The following is a 21,655-nucleotide window of genomic DNA, read 5'->3' on the forward strand; positions in this document are numbered from 1 at the left end:
GCCGATCAGCTCTCGGTGGGCACGGCGGTCGGTAGTGGCAGGGTGATGGGGGTGGCTTCGCCGGCGCCGTTCCACAGCCAGGGGATGGTGACGCGGTGCCGGCCGGCGGTGGTGATGACTTCGTGGATGACGACGTCGCGGGATTCGCGTTTGATCAGTGGGGCGATCGACGGGGTGGTGGCGAGCACGTCGAATTTCCAAGTGCGTAGCAGGGCCAGGACTTGGCGCAGGTTCTTGTCGTCGAAAGCGGCGTCGATCTCGTCGATGGTCAGCAGGCGGGGGCCCCGGTAGGTGGTGCCGGAGTACATGGACCAGGCGGCGGCGAGCAGCGGCAGCATGGTTGCCAGGCGTGATTCGCCGGTCGACAGGCTCTTGAGCGGGTTGGAGCGGGCGTTGACGGGTTTGAACTGGTCGGCGCCGAAGCTGCTGTGGGTGACGCTGATGTGCCACTCGTGCCAGGAGCGGTAGTCGAAGGTGTGGGCGACGCGGTCGGTCCAGGTTTCGTCGCCGGCTTCTTCCATCCGTCGGCGCAGGACGTCGTACATCGTCTCGAAGACCTCGTCGGAAGGCGGGGCGGTGAGCAGGTCGACCATTTGGCGGGCGTTGTCGTCCTCGCGGACTTTCCAGTCGACTTGCACGCCAACCCGGGCGACACCGGTGCGAACGTTCTGCAGGGTGGCGCGGATCTGGCGGACCAGCTCTTGGGCGGCTTCGCGGCGTTGCTGGATGTCGCGGCGCAGCTGGATGAACGTCGAGGTCTTCAGGATGCCTTTGATGTCGTGGCGCAGGTCGGCTTCCAGCCCGGCGACGGTCGTGCGCAGGGTGGCGGCGGCATGGCGCAGGTCGTCGCCGACAGCGGCGTTGGGGGCGGCGAGGGTCACGCGGCGCCAGTCGGTGTTCTCCAGGGTGGTGATGTCGAGTTGCTGGTCGAACACGGCGAGGGCCTGGTTGACGGTGCGGGTGGTGTTCTCGAGCTGGCGCAGCATCCGGTCACGGTTGCCGATGAGGGTGTCCAGGCGAGTGCTTCCCTGGCGCTGCGACAGGATCCGGCGGGCCCAGCTCAGCGCGGCGGTGAGGTTGGCCGGGGTGCCGTCGCTCTCGTGCGGGATGTCGTCCGGGACGTCGGCGAAGCCATAGGTGGCCAGCAGAGCCATCCGGTGGTGGTATCGGGTCCGGGCCTGCTCGGTCTCAGCTCGTTGTGGGGCCAGGTTGGTCAGGGTCAGGCGGGCTTCGGCTTCGGCGACCTCATGCTTGCCGTGCTGCTTGCCCAGTGCTTCGTCGTCGGCCTGCCGGGCGTCGTGTTCGGCGTCGAGGGCCTCGCGGGTGCGCAGCAGGTGGATGTACTCAGCGCCGTACAGGGATCGGGTTTGTTCGACGCGGGCCTGCAGGCTGACGGCGTTCTGCTGCAGGTTGCCCGCCTCGGTCGCGGCGGCCTGCGCCTGGGCGGCGGCGCGGCCGGCCGTTTTTTCGCTGGCGTGGGCGGTGGTGAGCAGGTCGAGGGTGCGTTGGGCGGCGTTGGACCAGGTGGCGAGCTGACGGTCGAAGTTTTCGACCGCTTGCCGGTGCCGGTTCAATGGTTGGGCGCTGGTGGGCAGCATGGTGCTGTCGGGTTGTGTGGCAGCGGTGTTGACGGCCTGCTGCGCCTGCACGACGCGGGTGCTGGCCTCGCGGTGCAGGCGTTCGTGGTCGGTGACGCGGGCTCGGGCGGCGATTGCGGCCTGTTCCGCGGCGTCCTCGTCGCGTAGGGCGTGTCGTAGGTCGTCGAGGTCGGGAAAGGCGTGTTCTTCGTCAGCGCACCGGCCGTCGGCGGCTTTGGCCTGATCACGGTGGTCGACCGCGGTGGCCAGTTCAGCGCGCATGATGTCCAGGTGTTCGGTGGCGGCAGTCTCGGCCTCAAGGGCATCCTGCAGGGCGTCACCGGCGGAATCGAGCCGTTGGCGGGCGTCGAGCACGCTGCGGTCGATGGCCGTGCGGGTAGCGGCGATGGCGGCCAGCGCGCGGGCCAGAACGGTGTCGGCCTCGGCGACGGCTTTGGTGGTGCGCTGCTGCGCGGCGGCGAGCGCGAGGCGTAGCTGCACCAGGGTGTCGCGGGCGCGGGTGATGTCGTTGGTGGCCGGGAAGCTGTCGACCTCGTCTTGGGCGGCTTGTGTGGCCTGGTGCAGCGACTGCAGATGCTGCTGCGCGCCGGTGAGGATGTCGGTGGCGGCGGCGAGCTGCTGTTCGAGGGCGGTGACCCGGGCGAGGCGGGCGCGTTCCCGGGCGGTGCGGCCGATGAACGCGGCGCGGTAGTCGCGCGGCGCGGTCGCGATCAGCGGTCCGACGCGCAGACGTCCGGCGGTGGTGTCGCTGTCGTGGTCGTCGATGGTGATGCTGCGCAGCAGGGTGGTAATGCGGTGGGGGTCGATGCCGCAGTCCGGTTCGGCGGTCAGCAGGTCGGCGAGGCTGCGACCGGGAACGGGGTGATGGGGGGACAGGGTGAGGTCACCGTCGCCGATGAGATGCCCGTCGTGAGTGATCACCGCGTCGAGCAGGCCGGAGACCAGCAGGGCGCCTTCCAGCCGGTCGGCGTGGCCTGAGTCTGTGCGGGGTGCGAACGCGACCGCTGCCCAGAACGGGACGCCTGCGTCCGAGGGCCGCACGGCCCGCCACGGCGGTGCAGCGGGTATCGGCGATCGCCGGCGGGCGGTGCGCAGTTCGGCTTCGAGGTCGTCGACGGTGTGCTGGGCTTGGTCGCGGTCGTGTTCGGCGGCGGCGATGCTGCGCTGCAGCCGCGCGGTGAGCGTGGCGTGTGCCTGCTGGACGGCTCGGGCCGGCTGGTGCAGGTCGACAGTGTCCAGGTCGCCGGGCAGGACGACGGCGGCCGGGTCGAGGTGGACCAGCGAGCTCCGCCATGCGGCGACGTCGTGGGCCCAGGTTCGTGTGGCGGCGGTGGCGGCGGCCCCGCCGGCGGCGAGTGCTTGTTCGGCGTCCGTGGTGATCTGCTGCGCGGCGTCGACCGCGGCCTCGTGTGCGGCGTGGTCCTGCCGGGCCCGGTCGTCGGCGGCCTCGTGATCGGCGACGGCTTGCTGCTGGGCTCGGGCCAGGCCGCGTTCGGCCTCGACCGCCGCCGCTGCCGCCTTTTCGCGTTTGCCGGCCACCACGCTCAGGGCGGTTTCCGCGGTGGTGACGTTGCGGCCGGCGTTGAGGACGTCTTGTTCCCGGGCGGCGAGCGCGATCCGTTGCCGGGTGCTGGTGCCGGCGCCGTGCAGCCAGGTCACCAGGGCGTCCGGGTCGGTCCTCTCGCCGGTGTCGAGCAGGTGTGCGGGTACGGCTGGCAGCTCGACGCGGTGGCTGTCCCACTGCTGCACCGCCGTGCCGAGTTCCGCTTCCCTGGTGTGGCGCGCGGTGACGGCTTGCTCCGCGGCCTGGTCGTAGCGGTCGCGGTCGTCTTCGGCGGCCCGTACCTGGGCAGCGGCGCCGCGCTGGCCCTCGCGGGCGATGTCGAGTTCCCGCAGGGCAGCGTCGATGCGCTGCAGGACGTCCAGGCGGGCCTGCACCCAGCTGTGGGGAGTGCCGGCCAGCTGGCCCATTCCGGTCAGCGTCACCGGTGACCCGGGCTTGCTGCTGGTGAGCTGGGCACTGGTGTCGGCGATCCGGTCGACGAACGCCTGCGCACCCACCTCGGCGGCGCCGGCCAGCAGATGGGCCACCAGCTCGCCCAGATGACGCTGCCCGCTGGCGGCCTGTTCCAGCGCTTCCTGGGCTGCGGCGGCGGTCAGCTGCGCGTTGTCGTCCAAGTCGTCTCGTCGCTGCCGCGCCGCGTCGTGCAGCTTGTGCAGCTCGGTCAAGCGTTCCTCGAGCTGAGGCAGTTCCGCGCCGGCGTGGTCGCGCAGGGCCGCGTCGGTTGCCTGGAGCTTGCCTTTCAGCTCGGTGATCGTGGTCCGCAGCTTGGCACGTTGCGCGGCGACGGCCTGCGCGGCTCGTGTCGCCTCGTTCAGCTTGTCCTCGGCGGCGCGCACCTGACGAGCGTGATCGTCAAAGACCGTTTGGGCGTGCGAGAGCTGCGCGGCCTCCACCGCGGTGACCGTGTCGAGGTAGCGTCCGTACTGCTGCTCGGCCTGCTCCAGCTGGCGGGTCTCGGACCGGGCTTGTTGCAGCTGGCGTTCCAGGTCGGCGATGCGTTCCATGGTGTCGGCGATGAACTGCAACGCCCGCGGATCCAGCGCGGGCAGGGCCTCGGTCAGGACCGTCCGCATGGCGTTCGGGGAGATGGCCTCCGCGGTGCGCACGCTGCGCAGACTGCGGAGCACACCGAGCAGCGCATCGAACTGCACGGTGTCCAGCGGGGCGAACAACGTGGTGCGCACGGCGTCGCGGTACTGGTCTTCGTCCGCGACGTGCAGATGCGGTTTCGCTTTGCTGGTGAGCCGGTCGTGGGAGGTGAACAGCCGCCCGTCGAGGGCGGCCAGTTGCGCGGCGAGGTCCTCGACGGCGACCGGATCGCGGTCGCGCTGCAGGTGCACGTCGATGCCGACCCGGCCGGGCGTGAGGAAGAACGCCCGTTGCAGGCTGCCGCCCTGCGACCGTAGCCACAGCCCGGTGGTCAGGTAGCGCACGTCCTCTGAGCCGGCGGTGCGCAGGCCGTACTCCAGCCACCAGGCCCCGGTGCGGTCCTCGGTGGTGGTGCGGTCGGTGTGCCGATCGATGAGTGTGCCGGCCGCCTCACCCGACACCGAGAGTGCCTTTTGCGAGGTGTCGGCGTCCAGCAGCATGGTGACCAGCATCGAGGCGGTCAGGGATTTACCGGAGCCGTTCGGCCCGGCCAGGGCCAGCCAGCCGTCGGCGAACAGGAACACCTCGTCGGTCCAGGCCCAGGAGTTGACCGCACCGGCCCGGGTGGGCTGCCACCTGCCCATAACTTGCGGGACGCCGAGGCCGGCCACGTCCTCGACGGCCGGCTCGGGCAGGCGGCGGACCTGGTGCGGGATCACGCTCACTGCTGTTGCTCCCCTGCCGTGGTGGTCATGTCGAACAGGCTGTCCGGCTCCGGTGCCGCCGGTGTGCGGGTGCGTGGTTTCTCGCGGTGCCGCACGCGTACGCGCCACAGGTGCACGCCGGGCGTGATTTGCCAGCGGCCGTCCTGGTCGGCGGCGTGCAGCAGTCCGGCGGCGACCAGTTCGGCGGCCGCGGCGTGGGCCAGGGCTGTGGTGCGTTCGGCGTAGCCGGCGGCCCACCGCGGCGTCTGGGCCCGGATACGTTCCACCATCGTGGTGATGTCAGCGACGGTGACGTATCGGTCGGGGTGCTCGGGCAGCATGGCCAGCAGGGCCAGCGCCGCCTGCCGTTCGATGCGCCGGCCCTGCGGGAAAGCACCGGTAGTGGCCGATGCCGCCGGGTCGGTGATCTCCCACCAGTCGCGGCGCACGGTGCTGACCAGACCCAACGCCGACGCGGCGGTGAGGGCCCGCTCCCGGCCGGTCAGGGTGGCGAGATAACCCACGTCGTTCGGATCATCGCCGGGGTCTGCGGCGGGGTCGTCAGCGACGCGTCGCAGCGCCGTCAGCCGGCGGCCCTCCACCCCGGCGCGCCGCTGCGCGGCAGCGCCCGGGTCGGCGTCGGGCAATGACACCGCGGTCAGGGCCTCGACGTGCTGCTCGGGTGGCCGGTCGTTGAGCGCCAGCAGGGTCGGCGACAGCGACGCGAACTTGTTGGCCAGGCTGTCACGGTCGGCGGTGATGAACACCTCGGCGTCCTCATCGGTCACCGCCCGTTCCAGGTCGGCATCGACGGTGATCTCGCCTTCGGCCTGCAGCAGCCGGATGGCGTCGACGATGTTCTCACGGGCGGTCTGCGCCTCTCTCTTGCTGACCCCGTCCGCAGCGACGATCCGGAACGTGGGAAGTCGTCCGGTCGCCGCCTCAGCGGCGCACACCTGAGCAACCGACTGCAGTAACTCGCGCAGGCTGATGCGGGGACGGCGCCACAGCTGCTCGCAGACCAGCGCCACCAGCACCAGCACATGGGCCGGGGCCAGTTCGCCACGGCCGGTCCGGCGCGGTAGATGTGGCCCCCGGTCGTGGGGCACGTCGTCGCGGCGTTTGTGCAGCCGGACCACCCCGGACACGTCGTGGATGTGCAGGCTCCAGCCGAGCTCGGCGCGGAAGAACTCGGTCAGTTCGCGGCGGCCGCGCAGCACGTGCCGGTAGCGCACCGGATCCTCACTGGCGGTGATGCGGCAGGTCACCGTCAGATGCCGGGCGGCTTCGCTGAGGTCCGGGTCGAGGGGCCGCGGGGTCATGCCGCCCCTTCCGCCCGCGCCGGCATGACACCGGCGTCGGCGGGGCTGACATTGATCAGCAGGTCGGGAGCCCACAGCACACCCTCGGCGAAGCGGACCGCCACGGTCGCGCCGGGTCGGGTGACACGCACGCGCACCACCACGCTCGCGCCCTCGGCATGGGCCTCGCCGTAGCCGGTCAGAGGGTCGGTGGTGTGCAGGGCGGTTTCGACGGCGCCCAGGAGGATGGCCAGCGCCGCCGTCTCCAGGCCGGCGAAGTGGGTCAGGCGGACCTCGCCGTCGGTGAGCAGCAGCGCCGTGAAACGGCGCCGGGCAGCGGATTCGGCGGCCGCGCGTTGCAGCGCCGCGGTCCGGGCTTCGCCGGCGTCGGGGACTTTACGGGGCCGGCCACCGGCCGGGCCGCTGCGTTCGTGTTCACGCAGCACCACCTCGACCTGGTGGCGGCTGACGCCCGCGTTAGCAGCGGTGGCGAAGGCAACGTCCTCCTCGGCGGTGGGAACGGCGGCGTGTACCGAAGGCCACCGGCCGAACGCCGCCGTGTACACCCGCCGGGCCTGCGCGTCGTCGGGCTGGGCATACAGGCTGTAGGCCAACTCCCGGAAGTCAGCGGCCAGATCAGAGCCCCGGCGCAAGGCGGTGTAGCGGCGGTCGATCGCGACCAGCAAAGTATGGACCGCACCGGCGGCCGACGAGATCAGACGTTGCACCGACCCGTCGGTGCCGAACCACGCCTGCAGGTCCGTCAGCCGGCGCACCCGCTCGTCGATCCAATGCTGCTGCTCGCCGGGATCGATCAGACCGGCATGCGCTGCCGCCGCCTCCACCAGAAGCCTTGGCCCCGCGGTGTCGAGCTCGGCCAGGGTCGACTCCACCCTGCGCAGCGCGCGTTCGGACTCGCGGGGGAACTGACGCAGCGCCTCGACAACCCGGTCGCGGTTCTCACCGAAGATCAGGTCATCGGTCACATCGGATTGCACCATCTGCGCCAAAGCTGCGTAGAAGTCCGCGGTGACGCGCTGCATCTCCTCCAAGCGGGTCCGTACGTCGTCAAGATCGGTGGGCAGCAGCCCTGGATCGTGCGCCGCGTGTTCGATCAGCGCGCGCAGCGTACGGTCGACACCGTCGAGCAGCCGGGTCGGCAACTGCAAGGCACGCCGTGAGTCCACAACGGCGGAGCGAACGGCGCCGACCACGGCCCGGCCCACCTTGGTCAGCGCCCACGCCTCCTGGCGGCGCATCACCGCGTCCAGCCCTGAGTTCAGAGCGGCGTAGTCGCGGAACGGTTCGACCAGGCGGGCACCGGTCAGGTAATCGAGCACGTCGCGGAGATCGTGGGCGGTGATCGTGTCGAGGAAACCGACCTCTCGCATCTGCGCTTCGATGTCGTTCAACGCCGACATCGGGGCTCGGGTGGCGAGTTCCTCCAGAGCAGCGAGTACCGCGGTGTTGCGTTCTCGTGCGAGATCGTCCGGTTGGCCGAAACACCGCCAGACCACGGGATCGATGTCCTGCCACCACAGTCGCGGTGGGTTCGCCATGGACTTCCTCCCCATCGGGCGCACCTGTCGCGTCATCATCACAGCACCCTGCGACACTTCCGGCCATCTGCGATCAGTCGCAGGCGCAGAGCTCTACCCAAGGGGAACCGAGGGCGCCAGCGGCGGTGCGAGGACTTGCTGCCGGCGGGAGCATGGGTGTCCAGCTCAAGGGCGGGTCCGCGTGCCCCGACGCTGAGGCGCCGGGCCAGGCCCACACGCCCTTAGCGTTGTCGGGAAGTTGACACCTTGCCGCCGCGTCAGCACGCGACTCGCGCAGACCCGTGCCCTCTGCGCTACCTGCCTGCCCCGTCCCGGGCAATTGGCGCGTCACGGCCCGGGGCGCGACGCTCAGTCTCGGACCGAGGAGATCTGCTGAACGTGGCTCGCGCGGGGATTGACCAGCCATTTGTCTGCCACATGCACGGTGGGTACGGTCTCGTTGCCGTCGGCGACGGCGCGGACCTGGGCGGCGGCCTGCGGGTGCTGCCAGATGTCGATCTCGGTGAAGGCGACACCGCGGCGGCGCAGTCCGCGCCGCAGTAGGTAGCAGTACGGGCAGCCGGGCCGGCTGTAGACCGTCACCTCGGCCTGGCTCACGGCGTGCCGCCGGCGGGAAGGGTGGCGCTGCCGCAGATGTGTGGTGAGGCGGGGCTGGTCGGGCCGTTCGGCGGGAACGGGAACCGGTCGAGGTCGTCGAGGGCGAAGCCGGCGGCGGTGATGGCCGCGACGGTATCGCGGCTGGTGCGGCAGCCACCAAGCAGTAGCGGCCACACCGTGGCGTCGACGATCTGCTGGGCTCGGCGCAGCGCTGCGGACTGTTCGGCGCGGACGTGTTCGAGGAACCGCAGTTGACCCCCGGGCTGCAGCACCCGACCGATCTCAGCGAGCGCGGCCTGCTGGTCGGGCACGGTGCACAGCACGAGGGCAGTGACGGCGGCGTCGAACTCGCCGTCGCCGGCAGGCAGGGCGTCGGCGAGACCGTCGACGACGCGGACCGGCACCGGCGCGCACCGGGCGGCGGCTTGCGCGGTGGCGCGCAGGCGGGGTTCCGGCTCGATGGCGAGAACCTCGGTGACCGTGGCCGGGTAGTGGGCGAACATCAGGCCGTTGCCGGCGCCGATCTCGATCACCCGGCCATGCAGACCGGCGACCAGGGCGTGGCGGTGTTCGGCGGCTCCGGCGCGGTCCATCTGGACGCTGAGTTTCTCGTAGACGCGGGCGAAGATCGGATGTCGCATCGGCTCGTCTCCAGCGGTTCGAGGTCGGTACCCTCTTAGCGGAGGATATACATAGTGAACGACATACACAATAATGTGAGCGAATGCCCGCCGGCCCCTGAAGTGCTGGAGCGGGTGTTCGCGTTCGCGGCTTCGGTGCAGCAGTACATGGAAGCGGGGCTGGCCGAGCACGGATTGAGCCGCGCCCGGGCCACGGTGGTGTGGCTGGTGCATCGCGGCGGCCCGCACACGCAACGAGCGCTGGCACAGGCGATCGGGGTGACGGCGCGCAATGTCACCGCCCTGGTCGACGGGCTCGAGGAGTCGGGGTTCGTGCGGAGGGTCCCGCATCCCGAAGATCGGCGGGCGCTGCTGGTGCAGTTGACGGACCAGGGCAGCGCGGTGACCGCGGGGCTGGCCACCGAGTACGAGCGGCACTCGGCCTACCTGTTCGGCGGCCTTCCGGACGAGCAGGTGCAGCAGTTCGTCGACACCATGGACGTGGTGATGGGCCGCCTGGCGCAGGTGGCCACAGCGACCGGGGATCGGTGAGCGTCGCGGTGGCGCCCACCCGAACGTCGTAGCAGGGATGCTCGCGGGTAACGGGCCGAGGTAGAGGTGCCCGGCCAGGCGCTGGCAAGCGCACAGTTAGTTCGCCGCGGCGCACCGGTAAGTTCGGGAGAGCCGACTGCCCGCGGTCAACCGTGATTCTGCACGGGAGTCGACGGCGGGCGGTCGCTGGCTCTGAGGGCCTGGAGGAGGCCGGGGAAGCGTTCGGTGAACTCGGACCGCAGGCGCACGAAGCTGCCGTTGCCGGCGTCGCGCTGGTGGATGACGCCGGCCTGGCGCAGGACACGCCAGTGGTGGGTGCGAGTCGACTTGGCCTTGGGAAGGACGAAGGAATTGCACGGGTACTCACCGGGAGCGCGTTCCATGAGGTCGAGCACCACGCTTCGCCGGGACCGGTCGGAGAGTGCGGCGAGCACGTCGTCCAGATCGACATCGTCGATCGGCGGCACGGAGAAGTCGCCGGGCATGAAACCCCCTTCAGGTACGAGTTTGATAGTACCTTGGTGGCCGGTGCCGAAGGTTTCACCCCTCGAGGAGGCTTCATGCTCTGGGTGTTCGACGTCAACGAGACCCTGCTCGATCTTGCTCCGCTCGACGCCGTGTTCGCCCGGCACACCGGGGAACCGACATTGCGTACCGCCTGGTTCGACCTGGTCATCCACACGGCCCTGGCGACAACCGCGGCCGGGCAGTACCGAGATTTCAGTCAGATCGGCGGGGCGTGCGCTCGGGCGGTCGCCGAGGCTCATGGCACACCGCTCACCGATGCGGGTCTGGCCGAGTTCGCTGCGACGATGCGGCAACTGCCCGCCCACCCTGACGTCGCGGACTCGCTGGACCTGCTGCGACAGCAAGGACACCGGCTGGTGGCTCTGGCCAACTCGCCGCAAGCGGTGGTCGAGGCGCAACTGACCCACGCGGGCCTGGCTCCGAGGCTGGCGGCCGTCTATTCCGTCGAGCATGTCCAGGCGCTCAAGCCGTCACCTGCCGCCTACCGGATGGTGCTACAGCGCGAGGGCGTCGACCCGGATCAGGCGGTGATGGTGGCAGCGCACGACTGGGACATTGCCGGAGCTCAGGCGATCGGGATGCGCACGGCGTTCGTCGCGCGAGGTGGGCGTAGATCGCTGCCGCTCTGGCCGGCACCAGATGCCACCGGCGCTGATCTCGGTGCGGCGATCACGCGCCTGAAGGGTTAGGGCGCCGCAGCGGCCACTTCTCCTTGAGCCCGGAAGAACCGGGCAACGTCCGGACTCCCCTGAAGCCGCCCGCGAACTCAACGCATGCCGGGCTCCGTGCGCCGGTTTACCTCAGGCAGTGGAGAGCAGCGATTCCACCTGATTTTGACCGCACGCCGGGTCGAAGGAAGGTAGGCCCGACGGTGCTACACGGCCACGCGCCTTGAGAAAGCGAAGTGGGGCGCGCAGGTGTCGAGGTCGCGAGTCCGACCGCCGCGGGCGGCGTCGACATCTCGGTGTCCCATTCGCCGGTCGGCGGGTGCCGAGCTGCCCAGACGGCGGCGGCCGACGAGCGGCGAGAGCCTGGGACACCCCGACGATCACGTGGTCGTGACGTCAGGGTCGGTAGCGGTAGCCCATGCCCGGCTCGGTGAGCAGGTGACGAGGGTGGGCCGGGTCGGTTTCGAGTTTGCGGCGTAGCCGGGCCATGTATTGGCGCAGGTAGTTGGTCTCGGTCGCGTATTGCGGGCCCCACACGTCCTGGAGCAGGGCGGTGCGGCCGAGCAGCTTGTCGGGGTGGCGCAGCAGGTGCTCGAGCAGCTGCCACTCGGTGGGGCTCAGGTGTACGTCGCGGTCGCCGCCGGTGACGCTGCGGGCGGCGAGGTCGATGGTGTGGTCGCCGATCGTGGCGGTGATCGGGGCCTCGTCGGCCGGTTGGACCCGCCGGGTGACGGCGCGGATGCGGGCCAGGAGTTCGTCGATGCTGAATGGCTTGGTGATGTAGTCGTCGGCGCCGGCGTCGAGCGCGCTGACCTTGTCCTGGTTGCCGGAGCGGCCGGACAGCACGATGATCGGGACGGTGGTCCAGCCGCGTAGGCCGCGGATGACGTCGTTGCCTTCCATGTCGGGCAGGCCAAGGTCAAGGACCACCAGATCGGGGCGTACGCGGGTGGCAGCCCGCAAGGCGGAGACACCGTCGGGCGCCGCGTCGACCTCGTATTTCCGGGCGCGCAGGTTGATGCTGAGCGCGCGGACGATCTGCGGCTCGTCGTCGACGACCAGGATCCGGGTCACGACGCGTCGGCGACGGGGATTGAGATGATCATGGTGAGGCCGCCTCCGGGGGTCTCGTCGGGTGTCAGGGTGCCGCCCATCGCCTCGGTGAGGCCGCGTGACAGGGCCAGGCCGAGGCCGACGCCGGTGTGGTTGTCGCGGTCGCCGAGGCGCTGGAACGGCAGGAAGACGTCGTCCCAGCGGTCTGCGGAGATGCCCCGGCCGTGGTCGACGACCCTGATTTCAACATAGCCGTTGAGGGTGCTGGCGGTGATGACCGGCGGCTGGTCGGCCGGGCCGTGCCGCAGGGCGTTGGCGGTCAAGTTGACGATGACGCGCTCCAACAGTCCGGGGTCGGCGCGCATGTCGGGCAGGTCCTCGGGGATGTGCAGCCGCACGCTGCGCCCGGCCGGGCCGAGTTCGTCCAGGGCGTGCGGCACGATCTCGTCGGCGCCGATGTCGATGGCGGCCACACCCAGGGCGCCCGCCTGCAAGCGGCTCATGTCGAGCAGGTTGGTGACCAGCCGGGTGAGCCGGTCGAGTGATTCGTCGGCCGTCTCGAGCAGCGCGGCCCGGTCGTCGTCGTCGAAGTCGATGTCGGCGCTGCGCAGGCTGGCCACCGACGCCTTGGCCGATGCGAGCGGTGTTCGCAGGTCGTGGCTGACCGCGGCCAGCAGCGCGGTGCGCATCCGGTCGGCCTCGGCCAGGGGCCTGGCGGTGGCGGCCTCGGCGCTCAGCCTTTCCTGCCGCAGGGCGAGGGTGGCCTGAGCGGCGAATGCCTCGACGATGCGCCGGTTGCTGGCCTCCAGCGGCCGGCCCTTGAGCAGCATGGTGATGTCGTCGTCGCCCTTGACCTCGGCGTCGGCCTCGGCCGGGCGGGTACAGGTTGGGTGGCCGACCTCGGCGACCACGACGCCGGAGTCCAGCAGCGTGACCGAGTCGAGGGTGAAGGTTTCCCGCAGACGTTCGAGCAGCGCGATCAGCGGACGTTCGCCCCGCAGGACGCCACCGGCGACGGTGGCCAGGGTCTGGGCGTCGGCGCCGGCCTCGGCGGCCTGGCGGGTCTTGCGGGCGGCGGTGTCGACGACCCAGCTGACCGCGAGGGCGACCACCACGAAGATGGCCAGAGCGAGCCAGTTCTGACCCTCGGCGATGGTGAACCGGCCCACCGGCGGGGTGAAGAACCAGTTGAGCAGCAGTGAGCCGGCCACGGCTGCCAGCAGGGCGGGCCACAGACCGCCGATCAGGGCGACACCGACCACGGCGGCCAGGAACAGCAGGATGTCGTTGGTCAGTGACAACCCGCCGCCGAGCTTGAGCAGGGCGGTGAGGGCCGGGAAACCGGCCAGCACGGTAACCAGGCCGATGATGCGGCGGCGGCGCGACAGCGCGGCGGGTGTGCGGCGGGCCCGGCGGCCCCGTCCGGCCAGTTCGTGGGTCACCAGGTGCACGTCGATCGAGCCGGACAGCGCGGTGGTGGTGACGCCGACCCCGGCGGAGAAGATCTGGGCGAGGCGGCCGCGGCTGGAGGCGCCGAGCACGATCTGGGTGGCGTTGACCGCGCGGGCGAAGTCGAGCAGAGCGCGGGGCACGTCGGCCCCGACGACCTGGTGGTAGGAGCCACTCAGACTTTCGACCAACACTCGTTGCCGGGCCAGGACGGCCGGGTCGGCGCCGGCCAGGCCGTCGTTGCGGGTGACGTGGACGGCCATCAGGTCAGCGCCTTTACTGCGGGCGGCGATACGGGCGGCGCGGCGGATCAGGGTGTCGCCCTCGGGTCCACCGGTCAGCGCGACCACGACGCGTTCCCGGGTCTCCCAGGTGGCGTCGATCTTGTGGTCTGCGCGGTACTTGTCGAGTTGGTCCTCCACCTTGTCGGCCAGCCACAGCAGCGCCAGTTCGCGGAGAGCGGTGAGGTTGCCGGTGCGGAAGTAGTTGCCGAGCGCGGCGTCGATCTTCTCCGGCTGGTAGATGTTGCCGTGGGCCATCCGGCGGCGCAGCGCCTCGGGGGTCATGTCGACCAGCTCGACCTGCTCGGCCGCGCGGACCACGGCGTCGGGCACCGTCTCGCGCTGCTGGGTGCCGGTGATCTGCGTGACGACGTCGTTGAGAGATTCCAGGTGCTGCACGTTGACGGTGGTGAGCACCGAGATGCCGGCGTCGAGCAGTTCCTGCACGTCCTGCCAGCGCTTGGCGTTGCGGGCTCCGGGCACGTTGGTGTGCGCGAGCTCGTCGACGATGGCCAGCTCCGGTTTGCGGGCCAGCACGGCGTCGAGGTCCATCTCGGTGAATCCGGCCCCGCGGTACCGCATCTCGGTGCGGGGCAGCTCTTCCAGATCGCCGATCATCGCGCTGGTGTGTTTGCGGCCGTGGGTCTCGACGAACGCGATGACCACGTCGGTGCCACGCTCGGCCCGGCGGTGGGCTTCCTCGAGCATGGTGTAGGTCTTGCCGACGCCGGGAGCGGCGCCCAGGTATATGCGTAGTTCTCCGCGTGCCATAGCGCCGCTCCCTCCTTGTTGTTATCTGCCGTCGAGGGCGAGGTTGAGTTCCAGGACGTTGACGCGAGGCTCACCGAGGAAGCCCAGTGTCCGCCCCTCAGTGTGGTCCTCGATCAGGGCGCGCACCCGGTTCTCGTTCAGGCCGCGTTCCTGGGCGATCCTCGGCACCTGAAGCTGGGCGTAGGCGGGACTGATGTGCGGGTCGAGTCCGCTGGCGCTGGCGGTGACCGCGTCCGAGGGCACCACGGGGTGGGCTGGTGCGTCGCCGCGGATCGGGGTGATCACCGCGCCCAGCGCGCGGTAGTCCTCGCCGGTGCGGGCCGGCTCGACGCTGACCCCTTCGTAGGTGGCCACGAACGGCGGGCCGGTCTGGTTGACCGACACGACCCGGGTGACCGGGCCGGTGAAGCCGTCGCGGTGAAAGACGGCCAAGACAGCGCCGACGCCGTCGTCGGTGCAGTACGGGCGCCGCCCGTCGACACCCTCGAGCTTGCCGACGGCGGCGCTACGTGCGCAGACCTGGGTGAGCAGGCTTGGCGCCGCGTCGTCGGGGTTGCCGGAGAGGGTGTCGACCACGCTCTCCGGGCCGAGGTTGGACGCGCTCGTCGAAGTGGGGTCGTAGCCGTCGCCGGCAGCTGACGGGCGGCTCTGGAAGTAGCGGGGATCGGGGTTGCCGTCGGCGTCGGTGAACGCCTGGCCGATCAGACGGCTGCCCACGGTCCGGTCGGCCACGGTGACCAGGGAACCGTCAGCGCGCTCGGACAGGCCGGGAAGCCGCCCGACCGCGACCATGACCAGCGGATAAGCCAGACCGAGCAGGACCGTCAGGACGAGCAGAGCACGCAGCGCGGCGAGGTGCTGGGCCAGCCAGGAAGGAAGTCGCATGATTCTCAGATCCCGGGGATGAACTGGATGAGCAGGTCGATGAGTTTGATGCCGGCGAACGGGGCGATGACGCCGCCCAGGCCGTAGATGAGCAGGTTGCGGCGCAGCAGCGTGCTGGCGCCGGACGGGGTGTAGCGCACCCCGCGCAGGGCCAGCGGGATCAGCGCGATGATGACCAGGGCGTTGAAGATGACCGCGGACAGGATCGCCGAGCCCGGCGAGTGCAGCCGCATCACGTTGAGGGCGTCCAGGCCCGGGTACACGGCGGCGAACATGGCCGGGATGATCGCGAAGTACTTGGCGATGTCGTTGGTGATCGAGAAGGTGGTCAGCGCCCCGCGGGTGATCAGCAGCTGCTTGCCGATCTCGACGATCTCGATGAGCTTGGTCGGGTCGGAGTCGAGGTCGACCATGTTGCCGGCCTCCTTCGCGGCCGACGTGCCGGTGTTCATGGCCACACCGACATCCGCTTGGGCCAGCGCGGGCGCGTCGTTGGTGCCGTCGCCGGTCATCGCGACCAGCCGTCCGCCGTCCTGCTCCCGTTTGATGTAGGCCAGCTTGTCCTCGGGGGTGGCCTCGGCCAGGAAGTCGTCCACGCCGGCCTCGTCGGCGATGGCTTTCGCCGTACGGGGGTTGTCGCCGGTGATCATCACGGTGCGGATGCCCATGCGGCGCATCTCGTCGAACCGTTCGCGCATGCCGGCCTTGACGACGTCCTTGAGGTGGATCACGCCCAGCGCGCGGGCCGGCTGCCCGTCGAGCTGTTCGGCGACGACCAGCGGGGTGCCGCCGGTGCCGCTGACCGTGTCGACGATCTCGCCGACCGCCTCGGTGGGGTGGCCGCCGTTCTGCCGGACCCACTTCATGACCGCCGCGGCGGCGCCCTTGCGGATCTGCCGGCCCGGAAGGTCGACGCCGCTCATCCGGGTCTGCGCGGTGAACGGCACGAAGGTGGCCTGGGTCATCAGGCCCGGCTCGCTCTCGCGCAGGCCGTACTCGTTCTTGGCCAGCACGACGACCGAGCGGCCCTCGGGGGTCTCGTCGGCCAGGCTGGACAGCTGGGCCGCCTCGGCCAGCTCACGCGGGTCGACCTCGTCGACCGGCACGAAATCGGCCGCCTGCCGGTTGCCCAGGGTGATCGTGCCGGTCTTGTCGAGCAGCAGCGTGTTCACATCGCCGGCGGCCTCGACCGCGCGGCCCGACATCGCGAGGACGTTGCGCTGGACGAGCCGGTCCATGCCCGCGATCCCGATCGCCGACAGCAACGCCCCGATGCTGGTCGGGATCAGGCAGACGATCAGCGAGACCAGCACGATGCCGGTGACCCCGTTGGCGTCGACAGCGATGGTGTCGGGTGCGGCGGCTTGGAACGCCTTGGAGAAGATCGCGAGAGGTTGCAGCGTCACGACCGACAGCAGGAAGATGATGGTGAGCGCGGCCAGCAGGATGTTGAGGGCGATCTCGTTCGGCGTCTTCTGCCGGTTCGCCCCCTCGACCAGCGCGATCATCCGGTCGACGAAGCTCTCCCCCGGCTTCTGGGTGATCTTCACGACGATCCGGTCGGATAGCACCCTGGTGCCGCCGGTGACGGCCGACCGGTCGCCGCCGGACTCCCGGATCACGGGCGCCGACTCACCGGTGATGGCCGACTCGTCGACACTGGCGATGCCCTCGATGACATCACCGTCGCCCGGGATGATCTGGCCGGCCTCGACCACGACCACATCGCCCAGTGTGAGCTCGTTGGCCGCCACCTCGCGGCCGTCCTGCAGGTAGGCGACGGTGTCCTGCTTGGCCTGACGCAGGGTCGCGGCCTGGGCCTTGCCGCGGCCCTCGGCCACCGCCTCGGCCAGGTTCGCGAACACGACGGTCAGCCAGAGCCAGACCGTGATGATCCAGGCGAACACGCTCGGGTCTACGATCGAGAGGACGGTGGTGAAGACCGCGCCGATCTCGACGATGAACATGACCGGGTTGCGCCACATGACCCGCGGGTCGAGCTTCATGACCGCGGTTGGCAGCGACTGCCACAGCTGTTTCGGGTCGAGCAGACCGCCGCCGACCTTGCGGTCACCGGCCGGCGCCGCCGTTTCGGCCTGAGGTTTGTCGAGGGTGGGGGTGGTCATGCTGTGCCTTCCTTCGTCATGCTCTCCTGGCCCTCACCTGCGAAGCCGTCTGTCGGTGCGGCTGGGTGCCGCTCGGTGCAGTCGGTCATGACAGGCCCTCCGCGATCGGACCAAGAGCAAGGGCGGGCAGGAAGGTCAGCGCGACCAGCACGACGGTGACACCGACGACCATCCCGACGAACAGGGGCTGATGGGTGGGCAGGGTGCCCTCGGACGCCGGGGTGGCTTTCTGCCGGGCCAGCGAGCCGGCCAGGGCCAGCACCAGCACGATCGGCAGGAACCGGCCCAGCAGCATGGCCAGCCCGAGCGCGGTGTCCCACCACGGGGTGTTGACCGTGATGCCGGCGAACGCCGAGCCGTTGTTGTTCGACGCGCTCGTGAAGGCGTACAGGACCTCGGAGAGGCCGTGCGGGCCCACGTTGAGCGCGGTCGAGTTGTTGCCGGTGGCGAACGCGGCCGCAGCGCCGATCAGCACCAGCGCCGGCGTGACCAGGAAATAGCTCGACGCGATCTTCATCTCCCTCGCGCCGATCTTCTTGCCCAGGTACTCGGGAGTGCGGCCGACCATGAGACCGGCCACGAACACCGTGATCACCGCGAGGATGAGCAGGCCGTACAGGCCGGCGCCGACACCGCCCGGCGCGACCTCGCCCAGCATCATGTTGATCATCGGCATCATGCCGCCGAGTGCGGTGTACGAGTCGTGGAACGAGTTGACCGATCCGGTCGACGTCAAGGTCGTGACGGCCGCGTAAACGGCGGAGTTCGGCACCCCGAACCGGGTCTCCTTGCCCTCCATCGCGGCGCCGACGGCTTGGGGCACCGTGCCCGCGCCGTGCACCTCGAATGCGATCGTCAAGCCGATGCTCGCGATGGCCAGGATCGCCATGACCGCGGCGATGGCGTACCCCTGCCGGTTCTGCCCGACCATGCGGCCGAACACCCGCGGCAAGCTGAACGGGATCAGCAGGATGAGGAACAGCTCGATCCAGTTGGTCCAGGTCGTCGGGTTCTCGAACGGGTGCGAGGCGTTGACGTTGTAGAAGCCACCACCGTTGGTGCCCAGCTCCTTGATCGCCTCCTGGGAGGCCACCGGACCGCCGGTGATGTGCTGCGTCGCGCCGGTCAGCGTGGTCACGTCGACGCCGCCGGACAGGTTCTGCACCATGCCCGCGGCCATGAACACGACGGTGGCCAGCACCGCGACCGGCAGCAGCACCCGCAGCGTGATCCGGGTCAGATCGACCCAGAAGTTGCCCAGCGTCGACGACCTGCGGGCGGCGAACCCACGGACCAGCGCCACCGCGACCGCGATGCCGACACCGGCCGAGACGAAATTCTGCACCGCCAGACCGGCCATCTGGACCAGGTGACCCATGGTCGACTCACCCGAGTATGCCTGCCAGTTGGTGTTGGTGGTGAAACTGACCGCGGTGTTCCAGGCAAGATGGGTAGGCAGCGGGTCGAACCCCAGCGAAAGCCACAGCTTGTCCTGCAGCCGCAGAAACGCGTACAGGAACAGGATCGACACCGCGGAGAACGCGAGCACACTGCGGGCGTAGACACCCCAGGTCTGCTCGGCCGCCGGGTCGACCCCGACCATCCGATAGACGCCGCGCTCGGCGACGTTGTGCTTGGTCCCGCTGACAACGCGGAACATGTAGTCACCGAACGGCCGGTACACCGGCACGAGCGCCACCACCAGCGTGATGACGAACAGCCAACCGGCCATCAGAACTTCTCCGGGAACACCAGGGCGGCCACCATGAAGCCGCCGAGCAGGACGGCCACGATCAGGCCGATCAGATTGACCGCGCTCACCGGCGTTCGACCGCCCGGATCAGCACGGACAGCGCTGCGAACAGCACCACCGTGAGCCCGACGAACACGAGATCAGCCACTTCAGAACTCCTCGACAAGGGGTGTGCGGTTGTTGCCGGGGCAAGCACACCTCGCGCGAGAGGGTTCCGGAACTGCCGTTAACGGATCGAGTACGCGGCCGCGCCGAACGTTGACGGTTTGTTAACGGCTGCGGCCGTCGACGTCCCTGCGTGGTCGTCGGCGGCACGGACAGCCCCGTTCGCTGTCACGAGCACCGATGATGGTGACGACCCGTACCCTGGTCCGGTGAATGATCGACCCGCTGCGGACCAAGCGCCGGCCGAGTACGCCGTACCCGCCGTCATGGACTCCCCCGCCCAGGCCGGCCCGCCGGCGGTCGGTGTGGCCGGGTGGCTGCTGCGCCACCGGGTGCAGCCGGTCGGGCCCGCCGCCGGGGAGGGCCACACCGAGCAGCATTCCTGGTGGAAGGTGATGTGCCTGACCGGGGTGGACTATTTCTCCAGCCTGGCCTACGTGCCGGCGATCGCGGTCGCCGCGGCCGGGGCCGTCTCGCCCTTGGCGACCCTGCTGATCGTCGCGCTCACCCTGTGCGGAGTGCTGCCGATGTACCGCCGGGTCGCCCGCGAGAGTCCCCACGGCGCCGGCTCGGTCGCGATGCTCGAGCGGCTGCTGCCGTTCTGGCAGGGCAAACTGTTCGTCCTGGTGCTGCTCGGTTTCGTCGCCACGTCCTGGCTGATCACGATCACCCTGTCCGCGGCCGACGCCAGCGTGCACGTGGTGGAGAACCCGTTCTTCCCGTCATTGCTGCACGGGCACGAGGTCACGCTGACCGTGATCCTGCTCCTGCTGCTCGGCTTCGTCTTCCTGCTCGGCTTCAGCGAGGCCGTCAGCGTCGCCATCCCCCTGGTCGCGGTGTTCCTCGGGCTCAACGCCCTGGTCATCGGCACCGGCCTCGTTCACGTGATCACCGACGCCGGCGCCTGGTCGACGTGGACCGCAGCCCTCGGCGACGTGGGCGGTGGCGGCGTGGGCGGGCTGCTCGAACCCGCCCTGGTGGCCTTTCCCCTGCTGGTGCTGGGCCTGTCCGGCTTCGAGACCGGAGTCAGCATGATGCCGCTGGTCGCCGCCTCCGGCACCGATGCCCGGCAGCAGCTGGAGAACCGCATCCGCAACAGCCGCAAGCTGCTCACCACCGCCGCGCTCACCATGAGCGTCTACCTGCTCTCCGCCAGCTTCGTCACCACCGTGCTCATCCCGGCCGACCAGTTCCGGCCCGGCGGCGAGGCAGAAGGCCGCGCGCTGGCCTGGCTGGCCCACGAACAGCTCGGCGAAGCCGTGGGCACCGCCTACGACATCAGCACCATCCTGATCCTGTGGTTCGCCGGCGCCTCAGCGATGGCCGGCCTGGTCAACATCGTGCCGCGCTACCTGCCCGGCTACGGCATGGCTCCGGAATGGGGCCGGGCCGTCCGCCCGGTCGTGCTCGTCTACACGATCCTGACCATCATCATCACGGTCGCGTTCGGCGCTGACGTCAACGCCCAGGCCGGGGCGTACGCTACCGGCGTGCTGGCGATGATGGTCTCCGGCGCCTTCGCCGTCACCGTCTGGGCCCTGCGCAACCGCCGCCGCCGGGCCGCGGCCGGTTTCGCCGTGCTCACCGTCATCCTGGGGTACGCGCTGGTCGAGAACATCATCGAGAAGCCGGACGGCATCGCCATCTCCGGCCTGTTCATCGCCGCCATCATCGTCGTCTCGCTGATCTCGCGGGTCAGCCGCACCACCGAGCTGCGCGTGGACAGCATCGAGTTCGACGAGACCGCTCGCCGGCTCATCACCGAGTCCCTGGAGTTCGACGGCGCCCTCGACCTGGTCGCCCACCGCCGGCAGACCGGCGACGCCACCGAGTACGAACGCAAGGAACTCGAACAGCGCGGAGATAACCCCGTCCCCGGCGCCAACGACATCCTCTTCCTGGAAGTCGACGTGGTCGACCCGTCCGACTTCAGCGACACTCTGATCGTGCGCGGCATCGACATCGGCGGCTACCGCATCCTGCGCACCGAGGCGCCGGCCGCGCCGAACGCCATCGCCGCGATCCTGCTCGCCCTGCGCGACGCCACCGGCGTACGCCCGCACTGTTACTTCGCCTGGGCCGAAGGCAGCCCTCTCGTCCACATGGTCCGCTACTTCCTGCTCGGACGCGGCGACACCGCGCCGGTCACCCGCGAGATCATCCGCAAACACGAGCCCGACCAGTCCCGCCGCCCCGGAATTCACGTGGGATCCTGAGGTCTCCGGGAAGCGGCTCTCTGAACCGGCCAACTGAACGACCTCTGCAGCGGGAGCAGCAACATCCTTAATCCCGCATATGATCCGGCCCCGGGATTATGTGGCTACTCGTCCGCGCCGCCCTCGTCGTCGAGGACTTCGCTGCCCGCTACCATGACCCGGGGTGCCGCCTCAGG

15 protein-coding genes are annotated in these 21,655 nt (G+C 70.1%); 3 read left to right on the forward strand and 12 right to left on the reverse strand.

Translation table 11 applies throughout. The features are described 5' to 3' along the window. Positions 1–5 precede the first annotated feature (5 nt). From AB0K03_RS35630 to AB0K03_RS35650, 5 genes are all read right to left on the reverse strand, one after another. Positions 6–4,976, reverse strand: a complete 4,971-nt coding sequence (locus AB0K03_RS35630) for an SbcC/MukB-like Walker B domain-containing protein (protein WP_364694649.1) — start codon at positions 4,974–4,976, stop codon at positions 6–8. After that, positions 4,973–6,277: a DUF2398 family protein gene (locus AB0K03_RS35635; protein WP_364694652.1), complete on the reverse strand. Its 1,305-nt coding sequence runs from the start codon at positions 6,275–6,277 to the stop codon at positions 4,973–4,975. Before AB0K03_RS35635 ends, AB0K03_RS35630 begins: the two co-directional genes overlap by 4 nt. Next, positions 6,274–7,815, reverse strand: coding sequence for a DUF2397 family protein (locus AB0K03_RS35640; protein WP_364694655.1), 1,542 nt, complete (start codon positions 7,813–7,815; stop codon positions 6,274–6,276). Before AB0K03_RS35640 ends, AB0K03_RS35635 begins: the two co-directional genes overlap by 4 nt. A 348-nt stretch (positions 7,816–8,163) precedes the next feature. Further along, positions 8,164–8,412, reverse strand: a complete 249-nt coding sequence (locus AB0K03_RS35645) for a glutaredoxin domain-containing protein (protein ID WP_364694658.1) — start codon at positions 8,410–8,412, stop codon at positions 8,164–8,166. Continuing rightward, on the reverse strand, positions 8,409–9,053 hold the full coding sequence (locus tag AB0K03_RS35650) for a methyltransferase domain-containing protein (protein ID WP_364694661.1): 645 nt from the start codon (positions 9,051–9,053) through the stop codon (positions 8,409–8,411). The genes AB0K03_RS35645 and AB0K03_RS35650 overlap by 4 nt, the downstream gene beginning before the upstream one ends. A gap of 54 nt (positions 9,054–9,107) precedes the next feature. Between AB0K03_RS35650 and AB0K03_RS35655 the strand changes: the two genes are divergently transcribed. Beyond that, complete coding sequence (locus AB0K03_RS35655) at positions 9,108–9,584, forward strand: MarR family transcriptional regulator (protein WP_364694664.1); 477 nt, start codon at positions 9,108–9,110, stop codon at positions 9,582–9,584. Positions 9,585–9,730: 146 nt separating this feature from the next. On the opposite strand, the gene AB0K03_RS35660 is transcribed toward AB0K03_RS35655, so the two are convergent. Further along, on the reverse strand, positions 9,731–10,069 hold the full coding sequence (locus tag AB0K03_RS35660; protein WP_364694667.1) for a helix-turn-helix transcriptional regulator: 339 nt from the start codon (positions 10,067–10,069) through the stop codon (positions 9,731–9,733). A gap of 75 nt (positions 10,070–10,144) precedes the next feature. Between AB0K03_RS35660 and AB0K03_RS35665 the strand changes: the two genes are divergently transcribed. Continuing rightward, on the forward strand, positions 10,145–10,801 hold the full coding sequence (locus AB0K03_RS35665) for a haloacid dehalogenase type II (protein WP_364694670.1): 657 nt from the start codon (positions 10,145–10,147) through the stop codon (positions 10,799–10,801). A 375-nt stretch (positions 10,802–11,176) separates the two neighbouring features. Here AB0K03_RS35665 and AB0K03_RS35670 read toward each other — a convergent pair whose 3' ends face one another. The 6 genes from AB0K03_RS35670 to AB0K03_RS35695 form a co-directional block, all read right to left on the reverse strand. Further along, a complete protein-coding gene (locus AB0K03_RS35670) occupies positions 11,177–11,854 on the reverse strand; it encodes a response regulator transcription factor (RefSeq protein ID WP_364694673.1) in 678 nt (225 codons plus the stop codon). Continuing rightward, positions 11,851–14,334 carry a DUF4118 domain-containing protein gene (locus AB0K03_RS35675; protein ID WP_364694676.1) on the reverse strand — a complete coding sequence of 828 codons (2,484 nt, stop codon included), beginning with the start codon at positions 14,332–14,334 and terminating at the stop codon, positions 11,851–11,853. Before AB0K03_RS35675 ends, AB0K03_RS35670 begins: the two co-directional genes overlap by 4 nt. Before the next feature lie 21 nt (positions 14,335–14,355). Next, entirely contained in the window at positions 14,356–15,219 is an 864-nt protein-coding gene (locus AB0K03_RS35680; RefSeq protein WP_364694679.1) for a potassium-transporting ATPase subunit C, read from the reverse strand. Positions 15,220–15,224: 5 nt separating this feature from the next. Continuing rightward, positions 15,225–17,345: a potassium-transporting ATPase subunit KdpB gene (gene kdpB / locus AB0K03_RS35685; protein WP_364694682.1), complete on the reverse strand. Its 2,121-nt coding sequence runs from the start codon at positions 17,343–17,345 to the stop codon at positions 15,225–15,227. 85 nt (positions 17,346–17,430) lie between these two features. Beyond that, complete coding sequence (gene kdpA, locus AB0K03_RS35690) at positions 17,431–19,077, reverse strand: potassium-transporting ATPase subunit KdpA (RefSeq protein ID WP_364694685.1); 1,647 nt, start codon at positions 19,075–19,077, stop codon at positions 17,431–17,433. Further along, the gene (locus AB0K03_RS35695; protein WP_364694687.1) at positions 19,077–19,166 is read right to left on the reverse strand and encodes a potassium-transporting ATPase subunit F; all 90 of its coding nucleotides are present in this window, start codon (positions 19,164–19,166) and stop codon (positions 19,077–19,079) included. Before AB0K03_RS35695 ends, kdpA begins: the two co-directional genes overlap by 1 nt. Before the next feature lie 363 nt (positions 19,167–19,529). On the opposite strand from AB0K03_RS35695, the gene AB0K03_RS35700 reads away from it, so the two are divergent. Then, positions 19,530–21,479: an amino acid transporter gene (locus AB0K03_RS35700; RefSeq protein ID WP_364694802.1), complete on the forward strand. Its 1,950-nt coding sequence runs from the start codon at positions 19,530–19,532 to the stop codon at positions 21,477–21,479. Positions 21,480–21,655 lie beyond the last annotated feature (176 nt).

The sequence above is a fragment of the Actinoplanes sp. NPDC049316 genome (genome assembly GCF_040677315.1).
GTDB lineage: Bacteria > Actinomycetota > Actinomycetes > Mycobacteriales > Micromonosporaceae > Actinoplanes.